The 24,219-nt window shown below is 63.0% G+C and carries 27 protein-coding genes and 1 riboswitch; of the genes, 5 read left to right on the top strand and 22 right to left on the bottom strand.

The window, feature by feature from the left end:
* Positions 1–1,086, top strand: a complete 1,086-nt coding sequence (locus DBIPINDM_RS31035; protein WP_258582777.1) for a siderophore-interacting protein — start codon at positions 1–3, stop codon at positions 1,084–1,086.
* A 215-nt stretch (positions 1,087–1,301) separates the two neighbouring features.
* On the opposite strand, the gene DBIPINDM_RS31030 is transcribed toward DBIPINDM_RS31035, so the two are convergent.
* The 9 genes from DBIPINDM_RS31030 to DBIPINDM_RS30990 all read right to left on the bottom strand — a co-directional run bounded on the left by DBIPINDM_RS31030 (position 1,302) and on the right by DBIPINDM_RS30990 (position 9,945).
* Positions 1,302–1,754, bottom strand: coding sequence for an aconitase X swivel domain-containing protein (locus tag DBIPINDM_RS31030; protein WP_258582776.1), 453 nt, complete (start codon positions 1,752–1,754; stop codon positions 1,302–1,304).
* The gene (locus DBIPINDM_RS31025; protein ID WP_258582775.1) at positions 1,751–3,001 is read right to left on the bottom strand and encodes an aconitase X; all 1,251 of its coding nucleotides are present in this window, start codon (positions 2,999–3,001) and stop codon (positions 1,751–1,753) included. Before DBIPINDM_RS31025 ends, DBIPINDM_RS31030 begins: the two co-directional genes overlap by 4 nt.
* Before the next feature lie 285 nt (positions 3,002–3,286).
* A complete protein-coding gene (locus DBIPINDM_RS31020) occupies positions 3,287–4,354 on the bottom strand; it encodes an ABC transporter ATP-binding protein (protein WP_258582774.1) in 1,068 nt (355 codons plus the stop codon).
* Positions 4,354–5,142: an ABC transporter permease gene (locus DBIPINDM_RS31015; RefSeq protein ID WP_258589387.1), complete on the bottom strand. Its 789-nt coding sequence runs from the start codon at positions 5,140–5,142 to the stop codon at positions 4,354–4,356. Before DBIPINDM_RS31015 ends, DBIPINDM_RS31020 begins: the two co-directional genes overlap by 1 nt.
* Positions 5,142–6,011: an ABC transporter permease gene (locus DBIPINDM_RS31010; protein WP_258582773.1), complete on the bottom strand. Its 870-nt coding sequence runs from the start codon at positions 6,009–6,011 to the stop codon at positions 5,142–5,144. Before DBIPINDM_RS31010 ends, DBIPINDM_RS31015 begins: the two co-directional genes overlap by 1 nt.
* Before the next feature lie 66 nt (positions 6,012–6,077).
* Positions 6,078–7,139, bottom strand: a complete 1,062-nt coding sequence (locus tag DBIPINDM_RS31005) for an ABC transporter substrate-binding protein (protein WP_258582772.1) — start codon at positions 7,137–7,139, stop codon at positions 6,078–6,080.
* A 38-nt stretch (positions 7,140–7,177) separates the two neighbouring features.
* Positions 7,178–8,155, bottom strand: a complete 978-nt coding sequence (locus DBIPINDM_RS31000) for a PfkB family carbohydrate kinase (protein ID WP_258582771.1) — start codon at positions 8,153–8,155, stop codon at positions 7,178–7,180.
* Positions 8,152–9,216 carry an ADP-ribosylglycohydrolase family protein gene (locus DBIPINDM_RS30995; RefSeq protein ID WP_258582770.1) on the bottom strand — a complete coding sequence of 355 codons (1,065 nt, stop codon included), beginning with the start codon at positions 9,214–9,216 and terminating at the stop codon, positions 8,152–8,154. The genes DBIPINDM_RS31000 and DBIPINDM_RS30995 overlap by 4 nt, the downstream gene beginning before the upstream one ends.
* Before the next feature lie 3 nt (positions 9,217–9,219).
* The gene (locus DBIPINDM_RS30990) at positions 9,220–9,945 is read right to left on the bottom strand and encodes a GntR family transcriptional regulator (protein ID WP_095203906.1); all 726 of its coding nucleotides are present in this window, start codon (positions 9,943–9,945) and stop codon (positions 9,220–9,222) included.
* 187 nt (positions 9,946–10,132) lie between these two features.
* On the opposite strand from DBIPINDM_RS30990, the gene DBIPINDM_RS30985 reads away from it, so the two are divergent.
* The 3 genes from DBIPINDM_RS30985 to DBIPINDM_RS30975 all read left to right on the top strand — a co-directional run bounded on the left by DBIPINDM_RS30985 (position 10,133) and on the right by DBIPINDM_RS30975 (position 12,146).
* Positions 10,133–10,390 (top strand): hypothetical protein, encoded by a 258-nt coding sequence (locus DBIPINDM_RS30985; protein ID WP_258582769.1) that lies wholly within the window; start codon positions 10,133–10,135, stop codon positions 10,388–10,390.
* 206 nt (positions 10,391–10,596) lie between these two features.
* On the top strand, positions 10,597–10,890 hold the full coding sequence (locus DBIPINDM_RS30980; protein WP_258582768.1) for a hypothetical protein: 294 nt from the start codon (positions 10,597–10,599) through the stop codon (positions 10,888–10,890).
* 185 nt (positions 10,891–11,075) lie between these two features.
* Entirely contained in the window at positions 11,076–12,146 is a 1,071-nt protein-coding gene (locus DBIPINDM_RS30975; protein WP_258582767.1) for a sensor histidine kinase, read from the top strand.
* Between the two features lie 6 nt (positions 12,147–12,152).
* Here DBIPINDM_RS30975 and DBIPINDM_RS30970 read toward each other — a convergent pair whose 3' ends face one another.
* The 13 genes from DBIPINDM_RS30970 to DBIPINDM_RS30910 all read right to left on the bottom strand — a co-directional run bounded on the left by DBIPINDM_RS30970 (position 12,153) and on the right by DBIPINDM_RS30910 (position 23,244).
* Positions 12,153–12,638, bottom strand: a complete 486-nt coding sequence (locus DBIPINDM_RS30970; RefSeq protein ID WP_258582766.1) for a pyridoxamine 5'-phosphate oxidase family protein — start codon at positions 12,636–12,638, stop codon at positions 12,153–12,155.
* 17 nt (positions 12,639–12,655) lie between these two features.
* Entirely contained in the window at positions 12,656–12,829 is a 174-nt protein-coding gene (locus DBIPINDM_RS30965) for a hypothetical protein (protein WP_258582765.1), read from the bottom strand.
* Between the two features lie 261 nt (positions 12,830–13,090).
* The gene (locus DBIPINDM_RS30960) at positions 13,091–13,255 is read right to left on the bottom strand and encodes a DUF3309 family protein (RefSeq protein ID WP_095203871.1); all 165 of its coding nucleotides are present in this window, start codon (positions 13,253–13,255) and stop codon (positions 13,091–13,093) included.
* A 191-nt stretch (positions 13,256–13,446) separates the two neighbouring features.
* A complete protein-coding gene (locus DBIPINDM_RS30955; RefSeq protein ID WP_258582764.1) occupies positions 13,447–13,995 on the bottom strand; it encodes a hypothetical protein in 549 nt (182 codons plus the stop codon).
* Positions 13,996–14,345: 350 nt separating this feature from the next.
* The gene (locus tag DBIPINDM_RS30950) at positions 14,346–14,975 is read right to left on the bottom strand and encodes a hypothetical protein (protein WP_258582763.1); all 630 of its coding nucleotides are present in this window, start codon (positions 14,973–14,975) and stop codon (positions 14,346–14,348) included.
* A gap of 392 nt (positions 14,976–15,367) precedes the next feature.
* On the bottom strand, positions 15,368–16,063 hold the full coding sequence (locus DBIPINDM_RS30945) for a methyltransferase family protein (RefSeq protein ID WP_258582762.1): 696 nt from the start codon (positions 16,061–16,063) through the stop codon (positions 15,368–15,370).
* Positions 16,064–16,235: 172 nt separating this feature from the next.
* Positions 16,236–17,252, bottom strand: coding sequence for an ABC transporter substrate-binding protein (locus tag DBIPINDM_RS30940; RefSeq protein WP_258582761.1), 1,017 nt, complete (start codon positions 17,250–17,252; stop codon positions 16,236–16,238).
* On the bottom strand, positions 17,245–18,012 hold the full coding sequence (locus DBIPINDM_RS30935; protein ID WP_258582760.1) for an ABC transporter ATP-binding protein: 768 nt from the start codon (positions 18,010–18,012) through the stop codon (positions 17,245–17,247). The genes DBIPINDM_RS30940 and DBIPINDM_RS30935 overlap by 8 nt, the downstream gene beginning before the upstream one ends.
* Positions 18,009–18,827 (bottom strand): ABC transporter permease, encoded by an 819-nt coding sequence (locus DBIPINDM_RS30930; protein WP_258582759.1) that lies wholly within the window; start codon positions 18,825–18,827, stop codon positions 18,009–18,011. Before DBIPINDM_RS30930 ends, DBIPINDM_RS30935 begins: the two co-directional genes overlap by 4 nt.
* 43 nt (positions 18,828–18,870) lie before the next feature.
* Complete coding sequence (locus DBIPINDM_RS30925) at positions 18,871–19,479, bottom strand: Ykof family thiamine-binding protein (RefSeq protein WP_258582758.1); 609 nt, start codon at positions 19,477–19,479, stop codon at positions 18,871–18,873.
* Positions 19,470–19,583, bottom strand: a riboswitch (TPP riboswitch). Its footprint overlaps the gene before it by 10 nt.
* A gap of 60 nt (positions 19,584–19,643) precedes the next feature.
* Entirely contained in the window at positions 19,644–20,621 is a 978-nt protein-coding gene (locus DBIPINDM_RS30920) for a formyltransferase family protein (RefSeq protein WP_258582757.1), read from the bottom strand.
* Positions 20,622–21,006: 385 nt separating this feature from the next.
* Complete coding sequence (msrA, locus tag DBIPINDM_RS30915; RefSeq protein ID WP_258582756.1) at positions 21,007–21,525, bottom strand: peptide-methionine (S)-S-oxide reductase MsrA; 519 nt, start codon at positions 21,523–21,525, stop codon at positions 21,007–21,009.
* A gap of 171 nt (positions 21,526–21,696) precedes the next feature.
* Positions 21,697–23,244 carry a glycosyltransferase family 39 protein gene (locus DBIPINDM_RS30910; protein ID WP_258582755.1) on the bottom strand — a complete coding sequence of 516 codons (1,548 nt, stop codon included), beginning with the start codon at positions 23,242–23,244 and terminating at the stop codon, positions 21,697–21,699.
* A 198-nt stretch (positions 23,245–23,442) separates the two neighbouring features.
* Between DBIPINDM_RS30910 and DBIPINDM_RS30905 the strand changes: the two genes are divergently transcribed.
* Positions 23,443–24,150 carry a hypothetical protein gene (locus DBIPINDM_RS30905; protein WP_258582754.1) on the top strand — a complete coding sequence of 236 codons (708 nt, stop codon included), beginning with the start codon at positions 23,443–23,445 and terminating at the stop codon, positions 24,148–24,150.
* Positions 24,151–24,219 lie beyond the last annotated feature (69 nt).

Genomic DNA, 24,219 nt, shown 5'->3' with positions numbered 1-24,219 from the left:
ATGAGCCAAGCATCGGTGCGCGAACTGGCCTGCGAGGCACGGCTCAACCTGCGGCATCTGCCTGACTACATGGACAGCATCGCCGACAGGCTGCAGAGCTTCGAGGCCGATGCTTCGCATCACGGCCAGCGCATCGATTTCCGCTTCGCCTTCGGTGACGCTTCCATCGATTTGGAGCAGCTGGTGATGCGGGCCAACGCGGCCGACCGCGACGGGCTCGCCCGCATCAAGGACCTGCTCGCCACGGCGGTGCAGGTCTACGCCAGGGAGGAAAACCCGGAGATTGTCTGGACCGGCGATCTCGCCGATGAAACCAGTCTCGCCCAGTTCCGCGAGATGGTGGTGACGGCGGTTCGCGACCTCACCCCGCACATGCGCCGCATCCGCCTCGCCGGCGAGAATCTCTCGCGCTTCGCCAAGTTCGGCGGCATGCATATCCGCATGCTGTTTCCGACCCGAGATGTGCCCGATCCGCTGTGGCCGGTGCTCGGTGGCAACGGCCTGCCGGCCTGGCCCGCCGACGACAGGCGTCCGGTGGCGCGCGTCTACACCATCCGCGCCCTCGACGTCGCCAGGGGCATCATGGATGTCGATTTCCTCGTCCATCCCGGCGACAGCGTCGGCTCCGCCTGGGCCATGCAGGCGGAGCCGGGCATGAAGGTCGGCGTCATGGGACCGGTCGGCCGCCCGGTGCGCCAGGCGGAATGGTATGTCATGGGATCGGACGAGACCGGTCTTCCCGCACTGGCGCGGCTGCTTGAAACACTGCCGGCGCAAACCAGAGGCGTCGCCTTCGTCGAGATCGCCGATGAGCGCGAGAAGCAGAAGATCGACAACGCCACCGGCATCGAATTGCACTGGCTGACGCGGGACGGCGTGCCGGCGGGCGAGGACAGGCTGCTGGCCGAGGCGGTCCGTTCGGTGGCATGGCCGCAAGATGGTTCGGCCTTCGGCTGGTTCGCGGCGGAAGCCGCTGCCGCCAAGGTCGTGCGCGACTACTGGCGCGACACGCTGGGGCTTGGCCGCGAGCAAACGCTGGCCGCCGCCTATTGGCGGCGTGGGGCTGCGGGATTGATGGCTGGGTGAAGCACATCTGACGATAGCGGGAACTGAGAAACGCTGGTGCTGCCCCTCATCTGCCTGCCGGCATCTTCTCCCCGTAAACGGGGCGAAGGACGCTGTTACCGATGATTTCGCCAATCACCAGCGTTGCGGAAAAGAGCGCCGGCGTTGCGGACAGCCCCTTCGCCCCGTTTACGGGGAGAAGTGCCCGGCAGGGCGATGAGGGGCAGCGCTGACTTTCAACGATTTTCTCGGACCCTACCGACGATCGCCCCGCCATCCGCCCCAATACCGATAGCGATCCGGTTACCAGAAACAATCCCCGCAATCTCACACACCACCAGCGGCATGCTGATCCCATAAAGAAACTCCGCCACAATCGCCCCCACCGCCAGGATCGGGTCCGGCCGCTGCAAGAGAATGCCGGCCGGCGCCGTCCCCCGGCGGATCGCTTCGGCCAGAACCGAGGATGAGGAGGACGACCCTCGCCCGCTCGGCATGACCAGGATCTTGCCGGCGACGTTCTCGCCCAGCCCCGGATGCGAATGATCCATGATGTCGCCGGTCTCGGCATCAATACCGCCCCAGAAGCTGAGGGGCTGCGAGAACACCAGAGCCAGGCCATCGGCCTCACCGGCGAGTTGGAAAGTGCCCAGCCGTTCGACGGCTCCCGTTGCAACCGGCTGCGTCATGATGCGCTCCGCACGACATGCCCGACCGCCGCGGAGCGGATGCAATCCCTCATCTCGGCGAAGGCGACGGTCACGCCGATATTGCCCGGCGCGTAATGCGCCCACTTGCCGGAATTGGTCATCACCACGCCATCGAGCCGCTCGAGGATGGAGGTGACATAGGTGCAGGTGTCGGCGACAGGGATCAGGCCGAACGCTTCCATGCCGGCAAGCGCACCCTCCTCCTGCAGCCGCGCCAGCGTCGCGCGACCGGTGTTGACATAGATCGGGATGCCCCTGCCCGGTGCTGCCTCGCGCAGCAGCGGCAACAGGCGCATCCACTCCTCGTGGGAAAAGTGCGGCGTGCCCAGCGACACGGCGGCCAGTGGCGCGCCGTCGGGCACCATCGACAGCCTGGCCAGTGCGTGGTCGATATCTGCGCGGCTGATACGGATCGTCTCTTCCGGCACCTGACCCTGGAACGCCTCATCGAGCGTCCTGGCTTCCGGCGTGATGCCGACCGCATGGAACAGCGCCACGGCACCGGTCGTTGCCGCCGCCGCGCCCAGCGCCTTCAACTGATCCTCGTCGCGTGGCTGCGGCAGGCCTGCGACCACCGGAATGCGGTCGCCACTGGCTTGCCCGATGATCAGACCGACACCGACGAACAGGCTGTCGCTTGGTTCGGCCGCAGCGATGTCCAGTTCGAACAGGATGCGGCCACGCCGGTTTTCGCTGAGATGCAGGCCCCAGGCTGGCGCCCGCCCGGTCATGGCGCAGCACAAATCGATGAAATCGCCATAGCGGTTTGTGCGCGCGCCGATCACCGAATTGGCGAAAACGATGGCGTTGGATTCGCCCCAGGCGATCTGTTGCCCGAAACCGGGCCGAAACCGCGTCTGATAGGGCGCGCAGGTGAAGGTAGCCTGGCAGCCAAGCTCCATATGCGCCTTCATCAGCCGCCGCGCCGGCACCTCCTCCGCCACCGGCATTTTCACCATACCGGGATGGATGAGGTCGAACGAGCCGACATTGAGCGTCGTCGGCACCTGCACGCGCCCGCCGCCCTCGACCAGCTTTTCGACGAAATCGAGCCCGGCCTTGCCGTGATAGAGGCAGCCATCGATATGGGCACCTGATATGTCGAGCAGGCTGCTAGCGCCGATGGCGTTGGAAAAGGCACCGAGGATCTTCATCGCTGCGGCTGCGGATGGGCCTTGCCCGCCGTCGAGCATGGATCGGTCCTGTGCGGTCAGTTCCAAGGTCATCAGTACTCCAGGCTCGTTATCCGAAGGGTACGGCGGGACAGCGCCCCCCTCTGCCCTACCGGGCATCTCCCCCACGAGGGGGGAGATTAGCGGCTTCAGCCTTGGCGCCCATTTTGCGACGTCGGAGATTTGCGAAACCGGCGATGACAGTCAATCTCCCCCCTCGTGGGGGTCGAGGAATGGTCCGCGAAGCAGATGGAAAGCCAATTGCTTGGCTTTCCAAGTGACGAACGACAGAGGCGGGCGTGAAGGAACGCCAACGGTCCTTATGGCCTACGGTCCTATTTAACCCGCAGCGATCAACACCGTGCTCTCCGGCGACCAGCGCAGCACCACATCCTGCCCCTCCGCCAGCCTGTCGGCACCGGTGTTCTGCACGATGACCTTCAACGTCTGGCCAGCGCGCTCGACAAAGTAGGTGCTGTTGTTGCCGGCGAAGATGCGCTTGGACACCTGGCCCTTCAGCATGTTCGCATTGGCCGCATCGGAGGCTCCGCCATCAGTGGCAATGCGAATTCGCTCGGGCCGCACGGCGCAGCTGGCCTTGGCGCCGGCGGCAAGCGTCGCGCCCGCGCCGGCAGCGATCGCGGTGCCATCGGGCAGCCTGATGCCATTACCCGTCGAGTCACCGCGAAAAATGTTGGCGTCGCCGAGGAAAGTCGCGGCGAACTCGCTTTTCGGCCGATCGTAGATTTCCTCCGGCGGCCCCTCCTGCACCAGTCGACCATCGCGCAAGATGCCGATGCGGTCGCTCATCGTCAGCGCTTCTTCCTGGTCGTGGGTGACGAAGATGGTGGTGATGCCGATCTCGCGCTGGATGCGCTTCAACTCGATCTGCATGTCGACGCGCAGTGCCTTGTCGAGCGCGCCGAGCGGCTCGTCGAGCAACAGCACGCGCGGCTTGGTGACGATGGCGCGGGCCAGCGCGACGCGCTGGCGCTGGCCGCCAGAGAGCTGGTGCGGCCGGCGGCCGCCGAGCTTGCCCAATTGCACGAGGTCGAGCGCACGCTGCACTTCGGTGGCAATCACCGCCTTGGCCTCGCCGCGCACCGAAAGGCCGAAGGCGACATTGTCGGCGACGCTCATATTGGGAAACAGCGCATAGTTCTGGAACACCATGCCGATGCGCCGCTTTTCGACCGGCACCCGCTCGACGCTTTCGCCACCGATGGAAATACGGCCGCTATCTGGAAAGTCGAAGCCGGCGATCTGGCGCAGCAGCGTGGTCTTGCCGCTGCCCGACGGTCCGAGCAGCGCATAGAAGCCGCCATCGGCGAAATCGATGGAGACATCGTCCAGCGCCTTGTGTGCGCCAAAACTGCGCGAGACGTTCGATACCTGCACGCCGGCCATTATTTCTCTCCGCCGAATTTGAAGAACCGCGCCGTCAGCAGCATCAGCGCCATCGACACGACAATGATGATCGTCGAGACCGCATTGATCTCGGGCGTAAAACCCTTGCGGATCGCGGCGTAGATTTCGACCGGCAGCGTCGTCTGGCCCGGCGTCGCCAGGAAATAGGAGACGACGAACTGGTCGAACGACACGGCGAACGCAAACAGCCCGCCGGCTATGACGCCCGGCATGATCCAGGGCAGCGTCACCCGCATTGTGACCTGCCATTGGTTGGCGCCGAGCGAACGCGCCGCCTCTTCCAGTTCCGGCGCGAAGGTCTGCAGCCGGGCCGAGACGACGACGATGACATAGGGCAGCGCCAGCGCGACATGGCCGAGCAGGATGGCGAACAGGCCGCGCCCGATGCCGACACCGAAGAAGAAGATCAGCATTGCCGTGCCGGTGATCAGCCACGGAATGGCGATCGGCGGGAACAGCAGCGCTTGCAGCACTTTCTTGCCGCGGAATTCATAGCGATAAAGCGCCAGCGACGCCGCCGAGCCGAGCACCACGCAGATGATGGTGGTGATGACGGCGATCTCAAGGCTATTCCAGGTGGCCGCGATCAGCTGGTCGTTCTGCCACAGCGAGGCATACCACTCCGTCGTCCATTCGAACGGCAATTGGTAGAAGGGCGAAACGTTGAACGACATCAGCGCCATGATGATGATCGGCAGGTAGAGGAAGGCGAGCAGCAGTCCGATGTAGAGCCGGCCAAGTCCTTCCAGGATGCGAGTGATCATCATCACGCAGCCCTCCGCAGCACTGGCGAGGCAATCGCCAGGATGACCAGTACCACGGCCAGCAGGATGAAGGAGAGCGCGGCACCCAGCGGCCAGTTGAACACCGCGACGAACTGGTCCTCGATCACCGTGCCGTAGAAGGTGCCGGTGCGGCCGCCGAGGATGCGCGGCTCCATGAACGAGCCGACGACGGGAACGAAGATCAGTGCCGCCCCCGCCACCAGGCCAGGCATCGACAGCGGGATGATCACCCGCTTCAGCACCTGCAGTCGTGAGGCGCCGAGCGATCGCCCGGCCTCAATCAGCGAGTCGTCGATCGCCTGCAGCGTGAGATAACAGGTCAGCACCATGTAGGGTACGTAGGAGTGCACCAGGCCGATGATGACGGCCGGGTAGGAATACATGAGATCGATGTTGATCTTGAACGGCAGCACCGCATTGAGCGCGGTGTCGAGGATGCCGCCTTCGCGCAGCACCATTGCCCAGGAGAAGATGCGCACCAGCCCGTTCGACCAGAACGGCAGGATGACGAGCAGAAAGATCGCCTCGCGGCTACGGCCCTTCAGCACCTTGGCAAGCACATAGGCAGCGGGATAGCCGATGACGATGCACCACAAAGTCACTTCGAGGCCGAGGCGCAGCGAGGCGAGCAGCAGTGTCAGATAAAGGCTCTGCGAGAAGAAGGCGGCGTAGTTGCCAAGCGTGAACGCCCACGGCTTTCCCGACAGCGGCAGCTCGGTCATGAAGGAGAAGAAGACCATGGCCGAGAGCGGCAGGAAGATCGCCACCGTCAGCCAGAGATAGGCCGGCGCCAGCAGCGGCAGAGCCGATTTCAACCCGCTGCGCGATGCGGTCGCGCCTTGTGCTGCCATGCCACCCTCCTCCCCAGGATTGAAGGACCAGCCGACGCGAACCGCCGGCTGGTCCGGACGCGAGCTTTACTTCACGTCGACCTTGAGCTGCTGCCAGAGCGCCAGATAGGCCTCGCGCTGGGCGTCGGTGATCGGCGCCTGGAACTGGATGCGCTTGGCGACCTCGGGATCACCCATCACCTTGCGGTTGAAGGCATCCTCGGGCAACGCCTCCACCGCTTTGATGTTGGCGGAAACCGGAGCGCCGACCTTGGTGACCCATTCGACATAGAATTTCGGGTCGATCATCCAGTTGATGAAGGCCTGCGCACCTTCGACATTCTTCGAACCTGCAGGGATCGAGAACGCGTCGAGCCAGGCGACGGCGCCCTCCTGCGGAATGACCAGCGAAACCGGTAGCTTGAAGTGCGTCTTGGCGCGGTCGGCCGAACCGCTCCAATAGGTGCCGATGTCGATCTGGTTGGAGGCGACCATCTGGTTCCAGTCGTTCTCCGAGCTCCAGAACGTCTTGATCTGCGGCATCAGCGAGGTCAGCTTCGTCTTGACCGCATCCATATCCTTGATGTCGTTGATGTTCTGGCCGGTGGCGATGGCGCCGAACTGCACCGCCTCGACGGCGTCGTCGCGGATGACGACGCGGCCCTTGTGGGCAGGGTCCCACATTTCGGCGATCGACGTCGGCGGCTTGTCGAAGGACTTTTCGTTGATGGCGAGCGCCGTCAGGCCCCACACCCACGGCACTCCATAGACCTTGCCGTCATGGTCGAGCATTGGCGAGCCGGCCTTGTCCTTGCTGATGTCGGCATAGTTCGGCAGTTTCGAGGTATCGATCGGCTGGATCAGTTTTTCCGCCATCGCCTGGTCGTTGAAGGCGGCGTTGATCATGACCACGTCGTAAAGCCCCGGATTGGTCCGGATCTTGGTCAGCATTTCCTGTTCGGAATTGAAGAAGTCGTTGACGACCTTGTTGCCGGTCGCCTTCTCGAACGCCGCGATAGCCCAGGGCTCATCGGCGCCATAGCCTTTCCAGTTGAGCACATGCACTTCGGCGGCACTGGCGGCCAGCGTGAGTGCGGTGGTGAAGACGGCGGTCGCCGTCAAGAGAGCAGTCAGTCTTGGCATGCGCATGTTGGTTCCTCTCTTTGTTTGCCCGCTTCCCGGGCTTGTCAGGCTGTCTGATGGGCCTTCTTTGTCTGGCCCGGCGTGCCGGTCGCGGCAGCCTGGCTCAGGAAAGTCTGGATTTCTGCATCGGTCGGCGCCGATGAACCGCCATGGCGGGTGACCGAAATGGCCGCCGCCGCATTGGCGTAGCGCGCCGCCTCGAAGGGTGGCACACTGCGCGCCAGCGCACCGACGAAAGCGCCGATATGGGTGTCGCCGGCGCCATTGGTGTCGATGGCATCGACTTTGAACCCGGCGATGGTCTGCGCCATGCCGTCGGCCAGCCTGATATGGCAGCCCTTGGCGGCGGAGCGGATGACGACACCGGCGGCCTGCGGGCAATGCTCGGCAAGCAGCCGCGCCGCGAGGCTCTCGGCATCACCAGGGCCGGCAATCTCGGCGGCTTCCGTCGCGTTGCAGCTCAGCCATGTGGTGCGGCCAAGCACACGCGACAGGATGGCGCGCGGAATGTCTGAAATGATCGGCGTCGGGTCAAAGACGAAAGGGGTTTGCGGCGGCAGCGCCTCGATCCAGTCAGTGAGCGCATCGCGGCTGTGGGGATAGCTCAGCGTATAGCCTGAGGTGAACACCCAATCACCCGGCGCCACCGATATCGGCGCCATCATGGCGAGGCTAAGCACACTTTCAGCACCTGGCCACGACACGAAAGTACGTTCGGCATCGCTCGAGATCATCGCGACGCAATTGCCGCTGTCCATCACAAGCGATGGCGGCGTCAGCGTGTCGATGCCCTCGGCGGCGAAGGCGGCGCGCAGGAAATCACCATTAGGTCCGCTGCCGAGCTGGCCGCCGAACACCACTGTCATGCCGGTGCGTGTGGCCGCGACCATCATGTTGAAGCCGCCGCCGGCGACCTGGGCAAAGCTCGACGCCGTCTTCTCGGTGCCCGGTGCCGGCAAGGCATCGATGCGATAGACATAGTCGACCACCGCGCTGCCGATATGGACGAGGCGCCCGCTCATGCCGCCGCGTCCTTGCCTGGGCTGGCTTTGCTTGGGCCGGTCTCGTCTGCGCGGCCCTTGGACATCCGCGCTGCCACAAGATCGGCCGCCAGCGCCTGAACGTCTGCCATGTCGATGCCCTTGAGGCCGGCGACGCGATCCCTTGGCAACTGCGAAAAACCGGTACAGGCGCCGGCCATGCCGGCTGCGATGGCGCCGATCGTGTCGGTGTCACCGCCAAGATTGGCGCTGATGACCGCCGCTTGCCAGGGATCACCGCCGGCTATTTCCAGCACGGCGAAGGCAGCCGGAACCGATTCCTGGCTGGCGACGCCGGTGCCGACCAGATCCGTGATCAGCCGGATTGCATCCCTCATCACCTTGCCGCGCACCAGATCCTGCGCCCAGACGATACGCGCGGCGATGTCGCCGCCGGTCACCCAATGGCCAAGCGTCGCCCCTCGCCTCGCCGCAGCAATGGCACTGTCGGAGGCGGCGCGCCAGTCACCCCCGGCAACACCGCGGCTGACGGCGGCCGCGACGGCGGCGGCCGATGCTATGGCGATCGAGGTGTTGTGCGTCGCCCGGCAAGTCTCTGCCACCTTGGCGACGAACGTGTCGAGCGGCTCCAGCGGCATCATGATGCCGACCGGCGCGATGCGCATGGCCGCGCCATTGGTGTCGCCGCTGCGTCCCGCTTCCTCGGCTGGCACGCCATTGTTGATGGCGTCGATGGCGCGCTTGGTCGACGGCCCCAGAAGATCGTAGCTGCCGCGTGCCTTGACCTCGCGCTCCCAGTCGAGCAGCGCATTGACCCAGCGCGCATGATCGAAACGCTCGCCGGACTCAACCAGGATGCGGCCGAGCAGCAGCGCCTGTTCGGTATCGTCGGTGATGGTGCCGGCCAACAGTCCCTTCGACACCGGATGGTCGGCGAAGGGCGCGATGAAATCCTCGACATGGCCGTAAAGTTCGGCAATGCGGGCCGGCGACAAAAGTTGCGTCGGCATGCCGAGCGCGTCTCCCAGCGCCCCGCCGCCAAGCGCGCCCATGGCGCGATCAAGCATGGTGTTGTCCGGCATCGCTCAGAACCTCATATGCAGCGCGAAATGCGCGGGATTGAGCAGGCTGGTGACATATTCGATCGGCCGGTCGTCGGCCGCACGCGTCAGCCGGCGGCCGCGCAGGAAGGGCGTGCCTTGCGGGCAACCGAGGATGGCGGCATCCTCGGCGTTGAGCATCTCGATGCCGACCCATTCCTCGCCATGGTCGGGGATAAGGCCGGCGCCGCGCAGCGTCTGGTGCAGCGACCCTTCGCGCAGGCCGCGCAGCGGCACATCCTCCAGCTCCGGTGACAGCGGCAGGCGGCTGCGCTCGATGGAGATCGCATGGCCGTCGCTGGCATTGGTGCGCACCCGGTCGACAGCGATGAAGAACGGACTTTCGATCTCCAGCAAGGCAGCGAGATCGGCGTCTTCAATGACCTCCAGCCGCAGCGTCCGGGTCTCGGCATTGGCACCGGCATTGGCAAGCGCCCGTGACCAGCCGATCGAATCGTCGACCGGCTTGCCGTCGAAGGTGACGAAGGAGCCGATGCCGACCTTGGTGGTGATCAGCCCGCGGCTGGACAGTTCCTCGAGGCCCTTGCGGACCGTGTTGCGGCTGACGGAGAAGCGCTGGACGAGCTCGTTCTCGCTTTGCAGGCGGTCGCCGAAGCCGAGAACGCCGGAGCGGATTTCATGCTCCAGAACGGTGGCGATCTGCTCGGGCTTGCCCGTGCCGGGAGACAGTTGAACTGCGCGCCGCTTCATATGCGTACCTGTTCAGTGAACCTGTATAGTCCTGTTCAATATACGGCAACAAAACTCGTGTCAATGCGATATCGAAGGCAACTCAAAGCAGGCAGCGAGTTCCGGAGACTGCTGCAAAATACGATGGAAGCCAGACAACCGACCCCTTGGTCCGGTAGTGTGATAGGCTCCGCGTCGAAGGAGCAACATGTCCCATTCAACAGAGCCTAAAAATCCCAAGCTGATCGTCGTGGTCGCCTTCGATCGCGGCGAGGACGGTGAATTGTTTCCAGCCTTCGGCCCAGCCGACCAGCAGAGCGAAGACCGCGCCATACGCACCGCCAGGGCGCTAGCGGCAAAACATGTCGGCGTCATCGCCTGGAGCCGCGATGCCGACCCGATGCTGGGCGACTACGGCCCGCCGAATACCCTCTACGTCAGTGGCGAAGTGCCGGACATGGAGTAATCAGCCGGCGCCAGGATTCTGGCCCGCGCTCGACGTCGCAGACCTGGGTAGGAAATATCGCTAGAGCTCCAATTGCATGTCCCAGGCAGAGCCAGAGAAGTAAAATGTCATTTTAATATATATTCGTCTGAGGGAACTGTTTTCTCTCGATCCCGTTTGTCCGCAGGTCGTTTATTCCAATGACCTCCACAGAGAGGAATACCCAGATGAACTTCAAGATGCTCACGATGGGCGCGATGGCGCTTGCAATGATGACCGGCTCGGCGCTAGCCGCCTCTGGCGGTAACACCTCAGCGCTCGACAATCCGGACAAGATGACGCCTTTCTATACGGACTCCGGCATGAAGACGATGAAGTCCGAGAAGGAATTCAAGGCAGCCTGGCTGGCCATGAAGGAAGAAGACCGCGCAGGCATGACGAAGGAATGCGGTGACAAGGCGATTGCCAAGGCGCATGACAATTTCTGCAAGATGACCAAGCAGCTCGGCGGCGCGAACTGACGCACCGCGATTTGGGCGAACGTCTGATTGACCATTTGGATAAGGCGGGCCCGGTGCCCGTCTTATCCTTTCGGCGATAAGCCTGCGACGCAGCCGCTGGCGGATTCAATTCGCGACAACGGCGCAGCAAAGGTGTAGCGTCAATCCTTGAAGCGGCAGAACGCCGTTTGTCTGGCTTTGTGCCCATGTTTCAACCCATTGCGAATATCGAGGATGCGCAGACGCTGGCGCAGGCGATCGTCAACACGATCACCGAGCCGTTCCTGGTCCTCGACGAGAAATTTCGCGTGCTGGCTGCCAGCCGCTCCTTCTACAAGACATTCGAAGTCGACCCCGCGCAGACCCAGGGCTCGCTGCTCTACGCGCTCGGCGACGGCCAGTGGGATATTCCGGCACTTCGCCTGCTGCTGGAGACGATCATTCCCGAGAAGACCGCCATGGACGGCTTCGAGGTCGAGCATGATTTCCCGCGCATCGGCCGCCGCACCATGCTGCTCAATGCCCGCAAGGTGCTTTACGACCACAGTTCAGCGATCACCATCCTTCTCGCCTTCAACGATATCACCGCCCGTCGGGTGATCGAGAGAGAGAAGGAGGAGCTGCTCAAGCGCACCGAAGATCTGCTCAACCAGAAAGACGTGCTGTTGCGCGAAATGGAGCACCGGGTTGCCAACAGCCTGCAAATCATCGCCAGCATCCTGCTGCTGAAGGCGCGCTCGGTCACCTCGGAAGAAACGCGCCAGCATCTCAAGGACGCCCATCAGCGCGTCCTATCCGTGGCCGAAGTGCAGCGCCATCTCCACACCTCGGTCGGCATCGACGAGATCGATGTCGGCTCCTACCTTTCGAAACTGTGCGGCAGCCTCGCCACTTCGATGGTTGGCGAGGCCCAGCCGATCGAAGTCACCGTTACGACCGAAGGCGGCAGGATGGATTCGCAAAAGGCAGTCAGCCTCGGACTGATCGTCACCGAACTGGTGCTCAACGCCATCAAATATGCCTTCCCCAAGGAAAAGGACGGTGCTCGGATCCAGGTGAGCTACGAGACCGCCGGCAGCGACTGGAAACTGACGGTTTCGGACAATGGCGTCGGCAAGGTCGCCAACGACGTGCCGGCCACTGGCCTTGGAACAGCCATCGTGGAGGCGCTGGTGAAACAGCTCGAAGCCAAGGTGGAAGTCATCAGCGACAACGACGGCACAAGCGTCTCGGTCACCCGGGCAACGTTTACCTCACGAGTGCCGCGCGCGGCGTAAGAACCGCTACCACGAGGCCTGCCTTCCCGACATCGCCTCGATCCTGATCTGATAGAAGAGATGGCTGCCCGAGGGCGCGAGGGCATCGCCAGGCTTCAGGGCTCCCGGCTCCCACCAATTCGCGTGGGTGGCAAGAAGCGACCAGGCAAGCCGGCGGTCGCTATCGGCCGAAGCGGTCATCCTTTCGACGCCGGTCATGCCGGCATCCGGATCAGGCGCCTTGGGCAATTCCTCGAAAAGGCCTTCCACCACGACGCTCTTCCAGCCATTGACACCGCCGACATCGTCGACCTGAAGGCAGACATGGGGATTGGCCCGCATCCAGTCGACTTTCCTGCCGGGAAGCGAGAAACTGAAAATGGAATTCTCGCCAAAGGCGAAATGGACCGGCACCACATAGGGTTTCTGGTCACGCACGCAGGCCAGGCGACCAAGGCGTTGCGTCTTCAAAAGGGCGACGCAGTCCTGCCGCGTCATCTCCTTGATGTTCATCCAATCCTTCTTCCTGTTCAGGCCGCGCGATCGATGCGGCGTATGACCTTGATAGCCTCTGCTTCAGCTATGCCGATCAACGCATCTATGCCCTGGATGGTCTCGATATGGCCGCGAGCCGCCACCATCCGCCGCAGGATGTGAAGATCATCGCGAATTTCGCATAGTGTCATTCTGAGTGTTGCGGGCATTGGGCAGCCTTCCGCAAACTCAACTGTCTCGACGCAAGCCGGTTCCCTCGGCTCCAACGCAAAAGCCCGCTCCGGCATACCGGGGCGGGCCTTGGAGGAGGATGAAGGGGTGGGACCCTCTCCTCTTGTTTCCACGGGGGGTGTGGACCGAAATCACCATACGTGAGTCCCACGAAATGGCGGATCACAAGCCGGCTTGCTTGTATCACAATCCGGTGCGCTGCGGCCTCGAAGCGGTCACGAGATTGCGATTGCAGGCAGTTAGATACGCCCTAGCACGACAAGGACGATGAGGATCAGCAGCACAAGCCCGAGCCCGCCGCCACCATAGTAGCCCGTTCCATAGAATGGTCCGCCGCCGAGCCCGCTGAAGCCGCCAAGCAGCGCAATGACAAGAATGATGATGAGTATGGTGCCTAAGCTCATGGTTCCCGCTCCCGTAGGCGCTGATGCGCCGGTTTTAGCACCGTCACATGCGGTGTTTCGAAGACGAGAACGTTCGAGCGGCCTTACCGTTCCGCCGGATCATAATGAGATGGGCGCACGGAGAATATTCGCCGGCAAAATGAAAAAGGGCCCGCCACCTCGCGGCAGCGGGCCTCATGACGTTTGCCGCCTCAGCGGCGCGAGATCAGCAGGCACAGCTGCCGCAGGTCGCGGTCGTAGCTGCCTGAACTGGCCAGCACATCGACGCAGCGCTTCTTCATCCGCGCCACCTGGCTGTCCGACATGTCGGCGACGACGCCTGGCAGGCTAGGCTTGCTGAGATTGGACGGATTGCTTGGAGTGCTTGAGTTTGTTTCGCCAACGCCGATACCAACACCCGCACCGATGCCACTACCGATACCGACACCCGCGCCGACGCCAACACCAGTTTGGCCACCTACCACAGCGCCAAGTCCTGCAGTGACGCCGTTGTTGCCGCCGACGCTGGCGCCTGCGCCTGCATTGACACCTGTGCCGCCACCGATCGAGGCACCAGCACCAGCATTGATGCCACCACCACCGCCGACTGAAGCACCGGCACCGGCATTGACACCGCCACTGCCGCCGACCGAAGCGCCGGCGCCAACGCCGATTCCAGCGGCGTGGGCCGGCATGCATAGAACGGCCACGACTGCGCTGCCCGCGAGGATTGTGGAAAGTCTTTTTGCAATACCAAACATGGCTCTCTCCTTGGTTGTCCCGAACAAACCGGACTTCAAAAACCGGCTGTATCACCAACCCGAGCCTCTATCATTGGTTGCTAAAATATGATGGACAACCCATGGTATAGTTACTCGCGTACCGGCCAGTTCAAGACAACTGGACCCATTGGGGAGATGTCGCTCGGAAATTGGCGGAGACGTTCTTCGCCTGGAAGCCTGAGAACCGGCTTTGAGCGCCGAAGTTACGAACACGCTCCACAGCAGAAAGCCCGCCGACATGGCGGGCTTTCCGACCGGCCGGAGGCCAGGAGAGTGCTGTCAAAGCCTCACGGCTGGTTCTGCACTTCCGTTCCTGGCGGCCCTGGCCCTCAGCGGCGGGCGATCAGCAGGCAGAGCTGACGCAGATCCCGGTCATAGGTGCCCTCGCTGCCGAGCACGTCGACGCAGCGCCTCTTCATCCGCGCTACCTGGCTGTCGGACATCTGAGCCACGACACCCGGCAGGCTCGGATGGCTGGGATTGCTCGGATCGCTGGGGTTCGAGGGATTGCTCGGGTTGGACGGATTTGACGGATTGCTGGGATTGGTTCCGCTACCGATGCCCACGCCGACACCGACGCCGATGCCACCCGTGCCGCCGACATTGGCGCCGAGCCCTGCAGTGACGCCGCCCGAACCACCAATATTGGCGCCGGCGCCGGCATTGATGCCGTTGCTGCCGCCGACGGAAGCGCCGAGTCCGGCGCTGACACCGCTGGAGCCGCCGACATTGGCACCGGCTCCGGCATTGATGCCACCGCTACCACCGACAGAAGCGCCGACGCCAGCGTTGACGCCTCCGCTACCGCCGACCGAAGCGCCGACACCGGCATTGATGCCGCCGCTGCCACCCACCGAGGCACCGACGCCGAGCCCAGCTGCGCTTGCCGGCATGGAAAGAACGAGGACTATTGCACTACCTGCCAACACACTGGCGACTGTTTTGATGGTAAAAGCCATAACACTCTCCTGTTGTCGTTGCGCTAAGGCAGTCGGCGTACAGCCGATTGCGAATCCAGCTACGTGACAGGTGAGACGCAGTTTCAGCTCAGAGCATACTTATGAAGACGATGGTATTTATTGTTGAAACGCAGAGAATATAAGAGTAATAAAAATATATTACACATGTAAAAAATATTTCATACCGATAGCGTACATTATAGATATAGTCGCTCATCGAGAACTAAAAACGATTTCCCAAGAAATCTCTACGCCCGTCATTGCTGACAGACATCTCCGCTTGATTCACGGCGTGAAGATCGGACATCAGCGGCCGTCAAAGGCCGCCAGATCGCGATGGCCATCAAACACCCATCGCCGTGCCTATCAGCAACCTGGAGACAGTCCCGCCCTCAGAATATGCGGTAGAACAGCCTGTAGCGCACACGTTCCACGTAAGCGCGATACTCCGGCTCAGCGGCCAGCAGGGCTTCCTCGCGCAGGATACGATACAGCTGCAGATAGGTGATGACCGCATAGACCGCGAGGTTGTGGAAGGAAAAGGCCGAGAGCAGATAGAGCACATGGCCGGCAAGGTAGCCGGCATAGATCGGATGCCGCACAAGCCGGTAGGCCCCGCCTGTCATCACGCCGCGATTGGCGGGCAGGATGGCGAAGGAACGGCCCAGCGATATCTTGCCCCAGATGACAAACAACAGCGCAACGAACTGCAGCGGCGCGGCGACATAGACAGGAACAAGCACCATGCCAGGCTGGAGGCTGATCAACGCAACCCCGAAACTGGCGGTCACGGAGACGATGACCGTAAGCGGATTCCAGTCACGCGTCACCGGACGCCGCGACAGAAGCAGCCAAGTGAAAGTGAGTATCTCGGAAATCGCCACCAGCGCGACGTTGAGCCGGGTCGGATCCTCCACGACCTGATAGACGCCGCGATAGACGAACAGCCCCGCGCAGGCCAGCGCACAGGCGCGAAAGAAGCCTTCACGCAGGTCGACCAGCGTGTCGCGCCTTCGCGCGGCGGAGAAAAATCCGCCCTCATTGTTATGCGAAAACGCTTCACTTTTTGACGTGAGCAAGGCAAGCACCCCGATGATCCCTCAAGGGACCATTGCATGCAACCATTGCCGGGCCGTTAACCGGCAAGATCGGATCGGCACCAAACGGGGTAACGGCTCGGAAAGCATGCGGGGCAGGACGCGCCCCGGATGCCGACTCAATCTAGCGCACCGTCTACCACCGGCCCATGCGCATCCAGCCTCATCCCAAGTTCAGATTTGCGAAATACCTCGAGAAATCAGGGCGTTGCGTCAGGACTTCGCCGTCGGCATCGCGCAAAATGCCGGCGGTGAAGAGATAGTCGCCGATCGCGTCCATCTTGGCCGGATCCATCGTGCCGATGGCGCCGTTTTCCGCGCGCAGATAGTGCCCGTCGATCAGCGCTTTCAGCGACGCCTCGATCAATGCCGGATTGGTCAAGGCATCCTTGTTGGCGGCGATCAACAGCGCGGCGGCTTCCCTGGGATGATCGACGGTGAACTGATAGCCGCGCCGCGTTGCCTGGACGAAGGCCGACGCCAGTGCCGGGTTTGCCTGGAGATAGGCTTCGCTCGACGAGATCAGCGTCGTGTGCTCGTCGGGCACGCCGTAGTCGGCATAGACGAAGCTGCGCTGCTTGACGCCTTTGAGTTCGGCCTCGATGCCCTCCCAGGTCGCAACCTCGAGCGTGAAGTCGACCGAGCCGTTGGCCAGCGCTTCATAGGCGGAGGTGCCGAGCGTCACTGTTTCGAAATTGCCCTTGCCGCCGTCGTGGCGGATGATGGTCGAGATCAGCGCGTTTTCCCAGGCGCTGCCGAAACCGCCATAGGTCAGGCCGTCAAGGTCCCTCGGGCTTTTGATCTCGCTGCGCGCCGCGTTGAAGACCACGCGGCCGGTTTCGGACTGCACCACGGCATAGACGGCCTTCAAATCGGCACCGGCGGTCTTCTGGGTGAACAGGCTGATGGTGCCGTTGATGCCGAAATCGGCGACGCGGTTGGCGACCAGCGTGCCAGCGCCGGTATCGCTGTAGGGCAGAATGTCGACCTCGAGGCCGGCCTCGCGATAAAACCCCTTGTCGCGCGCGACGAACAGCCCGATGTGGTTGGTATTGACCGTCCAGTCCAGCGCGACGGTGACTTTTTGCGTTGCTGCGAAGGAGCGGCTCGATCCGACAACCAGCGGAAGGCCGCTGGCAAGGGTGAGCAGCAAGGCCTGCCGGCGCGTCAAGTCAGTCATGGTCATGTCCTTTGGATGGTTGAGGGTTGAGCAAGATGTCGAGGATCTCGGCCTCGAGTGCGCTGGCCTGCTGCGCGGCAGCGCCGGTCGGATCGCGCGGGCGCGGCAACGGCACCCTGATTTCCCGCAAGACACGGGCCGGGCGCGCCGACAGAACGTAGATGCGGTCGGACAGGAACACGGCCTCGCGCACATCATGCGTGATCAGCAGCGCCGTCCAGCGATGATACCGCCACATCTGTTCGAGCCAGCGCTGCATGGCCGCGCGGGTCAGCGCGTCGAGCGCGCCGAACGGCTCGTCGAGCAAAAGCATGTCGCGCTCCTGCACCACCGTGCGCAAAAGCGCCGCGCGCTGGCGCATACCGCCTGAAAGCTGGGCCGGAAAATGCCGCTCGAAACCGGCAAGCCCGAACTCGGCAAACAGCGGCGCGACGCGCGCCCGCGCCGCCTTGCGCCTGACGCCTTGCACCTCGAGCCCGAGCGTCGCGTTGTCGAGGATGCGCCGCCACGGCATCAGTGCGTCGCGTTGCGGCATGAACGCAAAATGCCTGCCATGATCGTCGAGCGGCACGCCGTCGAAGAACATCTTGCCTTCGCCGTGCTCCGCCCCCGTCAAAAGCTGGAACAGCGTCGACTTGCCGGCGCCCGAAGGTCCGAGGATCGAGACGAATTCGCCTGCGCTGACGCTGAGCGAAATGTCGGCGAGCACGTCGAGCCCGCCAAACGCCTTGCGCACATGCCGCAACTCGAGCCGGCTCATTGCCGCGCCGCCTTCCCTGCCAGCTGCCGGTCGGCCCGCTCCCAGGGCATGGCGAGGCGCTGCAAGAGCACCGTCAGCCCGAACAGGACGAGAGTGAGTGCGGCACTGACACCGACGGCGGCCAGCACCAGATCGGAGCGGAAATTGTTCTTGGCGTTGAGCATGTAGATGCCCAACCCTTTGGCCGCGCCGGCATATTCGGCGAAGATGGCGCCGACCACGGCATAGGTGATGGAGATCCGCAGACCGGCGAAGAAATAGGGCAGTGCCGAAGGCAGCCGCGCCAGCACGAAGACGCGCCAGCGCCCTGCCCCCATGGCGCGCAGCATCTGGCCGATCTCGGCCTCGGTCGCCTCGTAGCCCTGCACCAGAGCCACCAGCATCGGGAAGAAGGTGACCAGTGCCACCAGCATGATCTTGGGGGCCAGCCCGAAGCCGAACCACAGCACCACCAGCGGCGCGATCGCCACCAGCGGCAAGGTCTGGCTGACGATGAAGACGGGAAACAGCGCACGTCGCAACGGCTGGAAAAAGTCGACCAGCATCGACAGCGCGAAGGCGGCACCGAGCGAGCAGGCAAAGCCGATCAGCGTGGCGCGGATGGTGGGGATGGCGTTGTCGATCAGCGCCTCACGATTGAGCATCGCCTGCTCGAAAACGCGTGAGGGCGCCGGCAGAACCGTCGGCTTGATGCCGGAATGATTTGCGTAGAGTTCCCAGGCCGCGAGCAGTAGCCCAACCGACAACACGGCCGGTGCCGCCTTGGCGAAGAGGCCCGCGAGCTGGCGCGGGCGGCTGGATGACGATGAGACCACGAGAGGACAACCTTGACGGCCGCGTATGGAAAACGCGTTCTGTTCAGACAGCGGTGGGGCTGTTGGCGGAAACCGTGACGTCAAGGGTTACGTGGCCGGCGCCCGGGCCGAAGCGGCAGAAGGCTTCGTTCAGCGCCGAAAAGATCGCGCCGGTATCGCCGCGCAGTTTGGTGCAGAAGTTCTTGGAGCGATCGTAGACGCCGGACTGTTTCAGGAAATCGATGCAGCCATAGATCTCGTCCATATGGTTGCCGGTGCCCATCACGTAGAGCGAGAATTGCGCCGCCGCCGGCTGGCCGGTGGCAGCAGCATTGCGTACTGCGGTGATGGCGGCTTCCTTGCGTGGGCCGAGCGGCCCGACAGGTCCGCCAAACGCGTCGGAGCGGCAGATCGGATCGTCCGGCTCGCCCGGGCAGCCGCGCGAAATGGCCGCCGACAGCACGCAATGCTTGCCGCTCTGCGCCGCCGCCACGAACAGGTCGCGCAGCGCCGGGAACAACACTTCGGGTGGCCCGACCAGCAAGGTCGAGATGTCGTCGGTCTCGATCCTCAGCCTGTCCCGGTAGGGATCGAGCGCGCCAAGCGCGCCCAGGATGACGCCGACGAAATCGTCGGCCATGGGATATAGGGAAATCTGTGCGCCTGAAAACATCGCCCGCCTCGCTCCGCTGGTATTACCCAGATCAGCTTCTAGGGTCTGTGGGCTTGCCGCCCCCGTCTCAGCCCCGACCGTACGGAGCACCCCTGTGGATGGGCGCGTTAAAGCATCATTCGAACCGAAGGGGAAGCCGTTTTTTCAGCGCACTGCGCCAGCTCTCAAATCTGCCCATCTTCCACCTTGCCGAAAAGCCGCATTTCAGGGGACGACTTTCTAACTGGAGAGCGCGCAAACGTGGCGTGCACTTTCACGAGCCGTTTGAGCAGGCGGCTATAGGTGAGATACCGGACCCTGCCATCGGCAAGATCGAACTCCACGCTCCCCCATCGTCTGACTGGCACTTGTCCGGTCGGCGGACCCAGCCGCCTGATCTGGAACCCCAGCCTGACCTTGCACCCAGCGACATCCAGATAGATGCCTGGAAGAGTGCCCAGCACATGCCACATCAGGGCAACATGCTTGATTGACATGGCCGACGAGATCATTGTGTGGGCCGGCTCAAGCCGCGCCCAGACGAAATCACCGGCCGGCTGCCGCATCCCCGAAAGGCCGCCTTTGCAGTAGGCGGGCGCCGCCTCGCTCACCAGCGTGCGCATCGCGCTCGCGACGCTGTCGATCAAGGCCCGCAGCGATACCCAGTCCGCCTCCGAAAACGACACCTGCCCGAGAATGTCGCCATCATCGAAACTGGCGGACATCTTGTGCAGCGTCACACCACCATGAACGGCGTGCTGGCCGTCCACGGCCAGGCGATGGATAGGGTGCGGGCCCCGATAGTTGGGCAACAACGCTGGATGAAGATTGAGCCCGCCTTTCGGGAAAGCACCGAGCAAGTCCGGTGGAATAAGGGCCGGAAACGCAAAGCAGATCAACACATCGGCTTTGCCCTCCGACAACTGGCTGCCGAGTGTGCCCCAATCATAGGGCCGGCCAAATTCGATCAGCCTTGCCGGCGTGTTGCCGATATAGCGTTTGAGCAGCAATCTGCGTCTCAGTCTTCGGCGAAAATTGCCGGTGCTGAAATGTTTCTCGCGTTGACGGAACGCCGGCACGACAATCGCGTGGATGAGATGGCCTGCTTCAAGCCATCCTGACAGCAGCGGCCCGGTGTAATGGGTGATGTCGAGCACGAACACGGCGGAAAGCCGGCCCGACCCGGTCTGCGGGCTCAAAAGCGCCGGCCGTTCAAGGCGCACATCAAGCCGATCCCCATCGGGGGGCGTTCAGACGGCAAGCCAGCCTCATCGGGCGGGCCTGACAGGGTTTGCAAAGTAAGTCCGTCGGTCAGGGAGCCTTGACAATTGAAGACGGCACCGTGGCGGTGACATCGGAAAGCCGTCCGCCTTTCACCAGAAGTGGCTTCTCATAGATTTTCTTCATGCGTATCTCCTGAAGCAAATCAGCATGTGCAGTTGGCCAGCAACGCCATCAACTGTCAATCGCCAGGCGGCGGCTGACAGTTGGTATTCACGCAGTCACAGGAATTATGCCGCCTTGCTTCTCGAAAATGATCCGCAAACCTTATGAGACGGCCTTCTCGCGAACCGGCAGTTTCCAGCCCGGCCTGACGAAATGGCAGGTATAGCCGTTGGGATATTTCTCCAGATAATCCTGATGCTCGGGCTCGGCTTCCCAGAAGGCACCGGCCGGCGCAACCTCGGTGACGACCTTGCCGGGCCACAGGCCGGAGGCATCGACATCGGCGATGGTGTCTTCGGCGACGCGCCTTTGCTCGTCGCTGGTATAGTAGATCGCCGAACGGTAGCTCATCCCGACATCGTTGCCCTGGCGGTTGCGCGTCGTCGGATCGTGGATCTGGAAAAAGCGCTCCAGCAGAGTGCGATAGCTGATCACGGCCGGATCGAAATTGATCTCGATGGCTTCGGCATGGGTGCCGTGGTTGCGGTAGGTGGCGTTGGGTACGTCGCCGCCGCTATAGCCGACACGGGTGGAGATGACGCCGGGATAGCGCCGTATCAGATCCTGCATGCCCCAGAAACAGCCACCGGCAAGCACTGCGCGTTCGGTCGAAGTCGCCATGTCACGTCTCCTCAAAAGGCAATTCCAGCTATGGAGCGGTTTCCCGTCCGGAATTGCGCAGACAAAATTGGATTTCCCAATAAATGGGCATTGTCGTCCGCTTCGTCCAGTCGCGTGTAAACGCGGCCATACGCGAAAGATATCACGACGCGGCTAAGGGATCGAACCGCTTCAGTTGCGCGGATGCCGGGTCCGGCTGTCGGCGGCAAGCGGCAGATACCGGGTGCCGGGCGGAATGGCGGCAAAGCTGATTGGCACAGGCGGCGCCTTGCGCGACCAGTTGAAAAGAACGGTCTTGACCGGGAGGTTGCCCAGCCATGCCCGCAGCTGCGGCGGCACGCCATGGCCCGACCAAACCATCAGCATGCCATGGTCACGCAACCGCTGCCTGGTGATCCAGGGCGCGAACCGCATATCGAGGTCGGTGAAGATCGACGGCATGTCATAGGCATTGAGGCCCGCCAGCATCGCCAATTGGGTATCGCCGCCGACAATGTCGAGCCGGCCAGGCGCCGCCGCGTGCCAGACCGCCTCGGCCTCGTCCGAGATAGGCCGCGCCGGCCAGCAGACGGGGCCCATGCGCCCCCACACATTGCAGTCTGTCCAGCGGATAGCCGCATAGGCGCCTGACATGGTAACGATGCAGATGAAGGCACAGATCGCCAGCCTTCGCATCTCGACGGCGCCGAGCCGATGACCGAGCAAGGCAAGCACGACGACGCCGACAAGATTGTACATCGGCGCGCCCCAGGCTTCGCCGGTGCCGGTGAACAACGAGGCCACCATGATCAGGATCGCCGGCCCGAGCCCCATCCACACGAGATAGACCAGAATGCCGCGTTCGACAGGTGCTTCGGGAGCGGGCGAGCGCCGCAGCAGCCCTGATATCGCCAGCACCAATAGGAAGCCGGAGAGCCCGGCCAGTTGGACACCGATGTAGTAAAGGCGCGCCCGGTGTTCGGTCACCCACGCGTCGCGGTCGGCAAAATAGGTCAGCGGCAGGAAGTCGATGCGGTAGAGCTGAACGGCCAGCGGCGCAGCCACCGCTAGAAAAACGGCAAAGCCAAGCCACGGCCAAGGCGTCGCCAGCCGGCTGCGTGCACGTGAATCGGACAACAGCCAGAGAGCGCCGAAGACAAGCAGCAGGCCGGTGGAGAACTTGGCGTAGAGCCCGACGCCCGACACCAATCCGAGCGCCAGCCACCAGCCCGGCCCACCACCCCGGCCGGCGCGCCAGAGCAGCCAGCAAATCGCCGCCCAGAACGGCATCTGCGCATAATCATGATTGAATTGCGGGGTCGGCCAGCCGAAGAAATAGACAGACGGCATCAAAAGCACGGCAGCCAGCGCACGGCGTTGCCCGAGCATGTCACGGGCGAGCAGATAGACCAGGACGAAGGTCGCCGAGATCGTCAGCTGGGCCAGCAGATATTGCGGCCAGCGAAACGATCCGGTCAGAAGATGGCTGGTCTCGAGCAGCCAACCGGGGAGTTGCGGATGCTTGTAGGTCAACAGCACCCATTCGCGGCCCCACATGAAGCCTTCCACGACATCGCCGGGCGGTGCCGTATCGACAAGTGCCGGCACCATCGTCCAGCAAAGGATCTGCACCAGGCACAAAAGCGCCAGCAAATGCCAGGGATGACGAAGCAGGCTGGACCAGACAGATGACGGGTCGAGGCGGCTGGCAGGCAGCCCCGCCGGCACCCAACGATCCATGGAGTCATCTATTCCGACCATGCGGCGCTTAAACCACATCGTCCGGTTTGCCGAACAGCCCCAACGTCAAAGCTTACGAAAAAGTATACTTGCAGGCCATTGCAAGACCAAGATTGAGCGGGAATTTCGACGCTCCGTTGCCCTCCCCCGGCAGAACAACCCGCACATCTGATCCTGTCTGAACATCCCGGATATTCGATGCGTCACCAGCATGCCGTCATCCACCACCGCGCGCTCGACTTCTGGCTGGCGCGTGCGGCTGTCCTCGTCATCATCTGTTTGCAGCTCCTGGTGATCAACGATCTTTCGTTCGGCCCCCGCTGGCTGGCGCCGGCGCTGGAGGCTGCCCTGCTCGTGCCTCTGTCCGTCGCCACCGCCTGGACGCAGGTCGCCACCCAGAAAGCGGTCGAGGAAGAGCACTGGTACCTGGTCGGCCGGTTTCGCGTCATGATCCGCAGGACGGCGCTGGTGATGACCGGCGTCGTCAGCATCATGAATTGCGGATCGCTGGTGTTCCTGGTGCGCGCCTTGCTGGCGGGCCATGCCGGCTCCAGCGGCGAGACGTTGCTGATCGACGCGCTCAACATCTGGGTCACCAATGTCATCGTCTTTGCCTTGTGGTTCTGGAGCACCGACCGCGGCGGGCCGCCGACCTGCGGCCTCGTCAAACGAGCCCAATCCGATTTCCTGTTCCCGCAAATGACTTTGAACGACCGCGAGATCCGCGACTGGCTGCCTGGCTTCGTCGACTATTTCTTCCTCGCTTTCACCAATGCGACGGCGTTTTCGCCGACCGACACCTTGCCGCTCTCCCAGCGCGCCAAGCTTTTGATGATGGCCGAAGCGATGATCTCGCTGCTGACGATCGCACTGGTCGCGGCCCGCGCCGTCAACATCCTGGCCTAGGCCTAGAAACGCAAAATAGCCCGCCCGGCGAGCCGGAGCGGGCTATTGGATAGTCTGCGACTGTCCCGA

Origin of the sequence: Mesorhizobium sp. AR02 (assembly GCF_024746835.1) — a bacterium.
Taxonomy (GTDB): domain Bacteria; phylum Pseudomonadota; class Alphaproteobacteria; order Rhizobiales; family Rhizobiaceae; genus Mesorhizobium.
Note: the sequence above shows the minus strand (reverse complement) of the source record. Positions and strands in the feature narration are given on the sequence as shown.

Bases quoted from the DNA above. Each gene is read 5' to 3' on its own strand.
- msrA (WP_258582756.1), bottom strand. From the start codon at position 21,525: ATGGCGACTTCGACCGAACGCGCAGTGCTTGCCGGTGGCTGTTTCTGG.
- DBIPINDM_RS31000 (WP_258582771.1), bottom strand. From the start codon at position 8,155: ATGAGCGGGCGCCTCGTCCATATCGGCAGCGCGGTGGTCGACTATGTC.
- DBIPINDM_RS30940 (WP_258582761.1), bottom strand. From the start codon at position 17,252: ATGACTGACTTGACGCGCCGGCAGGCCTTGCTGCTCACCCTTGCCAGC.
- DBIPINDM_RS31035 (WP_258582777.1), top strand. From the start codon at position 1: ATGAGCCAAGCATCGGTGCGCGAACTGGCCTGCGAGGCACGGCTCAAC.
- DBIPINDM_RS30980 (WP_258582768.1), top strand. From the start codon at position 10,597: ATGAACTTCAAGATGCTCACGATGGGCGCGATGGCGCTTGCAATGATG.
- DBIPINDM_RS30990 (WP_095203906.1), bottom strand. From the start codon at position 9,945: ATGAAGCGGCGCGCAGTTCAACTGTCTCCCGGCACGGGCAAGCCCGAG.
- DBIPINDM_RS31025 (WP_258582775.1), bottom strand. From the start codon at position 3,001: ATGACCTTGGAACTGACCGCACAGGACCGATCCATGCTCGACGGCGGG.
- DBIPINDM_RS31020 (WP_258582774.1), bottom strand. From the start codon at position 4,354: ATGGCCGGCGTGCAGGTATCGAACGTCTCGCGCAGTTTTGGCGCACAC.
- DBIPINDM_RS30960 (WP_095203871.1), bottom strand. From the start codon at position 13,255: ATGAGCTTAGGCACCATACTCATCATCATTCTTGTCATTGCGCTGCTT.
- DBIPINDM_RS30970 (WP_258582766.1), bottom strand. From the start codon at position 12,638: ATGAACATCAAGGAGATGACGCGGCAGGACTGCGTCGCCCTTTTGAAG.
- DBIPINDM_RS31015 (WP_258589387.1), bottom strand. From the start codon at position 5,142: ATGATGATCACTCGCATCCTGGAAGGACTTGGCCGGCTCTACATCGGA.
- DBIPINDM_RS30985 (WP_258582769.1), top strand. From the start codon at position 10,133: ATGTCCCATTCAACAGAGCCTAAAAATCCCAAGCTGATCGTCGTGGTC.
- DBIPINDM_RS30965 (WP_258582765.1), bottom strand. From the start codon at position 12,829: ATGCCCGCAACACTCAGAATGACACTATGCGAAATTCGCGATGATCTT.
- DBIPINDM_RS30910 (WP_258582755.1), bottom strand. From the start codon at position 23,244: ATGGATCGTTGGGTGCCGGCGGGGCTGCCTGCCAGCCGCCTCGACCCG.
- DBIPINDM_RS30995 (WP_258582770.1), bottom strand. From the start codon at position 9,216: ATGCCGGACAACACCATGCTTGATCGCGCCATGGGCGCGCTTGGCGGC.
- DBIPINDM_RS31005 (WP_258582772.1), bottom strand. From the start codon at position 7,139: ATGCGCATGCCAAGACTGACTGCTCTCTTGACGGCGACCGCCGTCTTC.
- DBIPINDM_RS30935 (WP_258582760.1), bottom strand. From the start codon at position 18,012: ATGAGCCGGCTCGAGTTGCGGCATGTGCGCAAGGCGTTTGGCGGGCTC.
- DBIPINDM_RS30905 (WP_258582754.1), top strand. From the start codon at position 23,443: ATGCGTCACCAGCATGCCGTCATCCACCACCGCGCGCTCGACTTCTGG.
- DBIPINDM_RS31010 (WP_258582773.1), bottom strand. From the start codon at position 6,011: ATGGCAGCACAAGGCGCGACCGCATCGCGCAGCGGGTTGAAATCGGCT.
- DBIPINDM_RS30925 (WP_258582758.1), bottom strand. From the start codon at position 19,479: ATGTTTTCAGGCGCACAGATTTCCCTATATCCCATGGCCGACGATTTC.
- DBIPINDM_RS31030 (WP_258582776.1), bottom strand. From the start codon at position 1,754: ATGACGCAGCCGGTTGCAACGGGAGCCGTCGAACGGCTGGGCACTTTC.
- DBIPINDM_RS30975 (WP_258582767.1), top strand. From the start codon at position 11,076: ATGTTTCAACCCATTGCGAATATCGAGGATGCGCAGACGCTGGCGCAG.
- DBIPINDM_RS30950 (WP_258582763.1), bottom strand. From the start codon at position 14,975: ATGGCTTTTACCATCAAAACAGTCGCCAGTGTGTTGGCAGGTAGTGCA.
- DBIPINDM_RS30955 (WP_258582764.1), bottom strand. From the start codon at position 13,995: ATGTTTGGTATTGCAAAAAGACTTTCCACAATCCTCGCGGGCAGCGCA.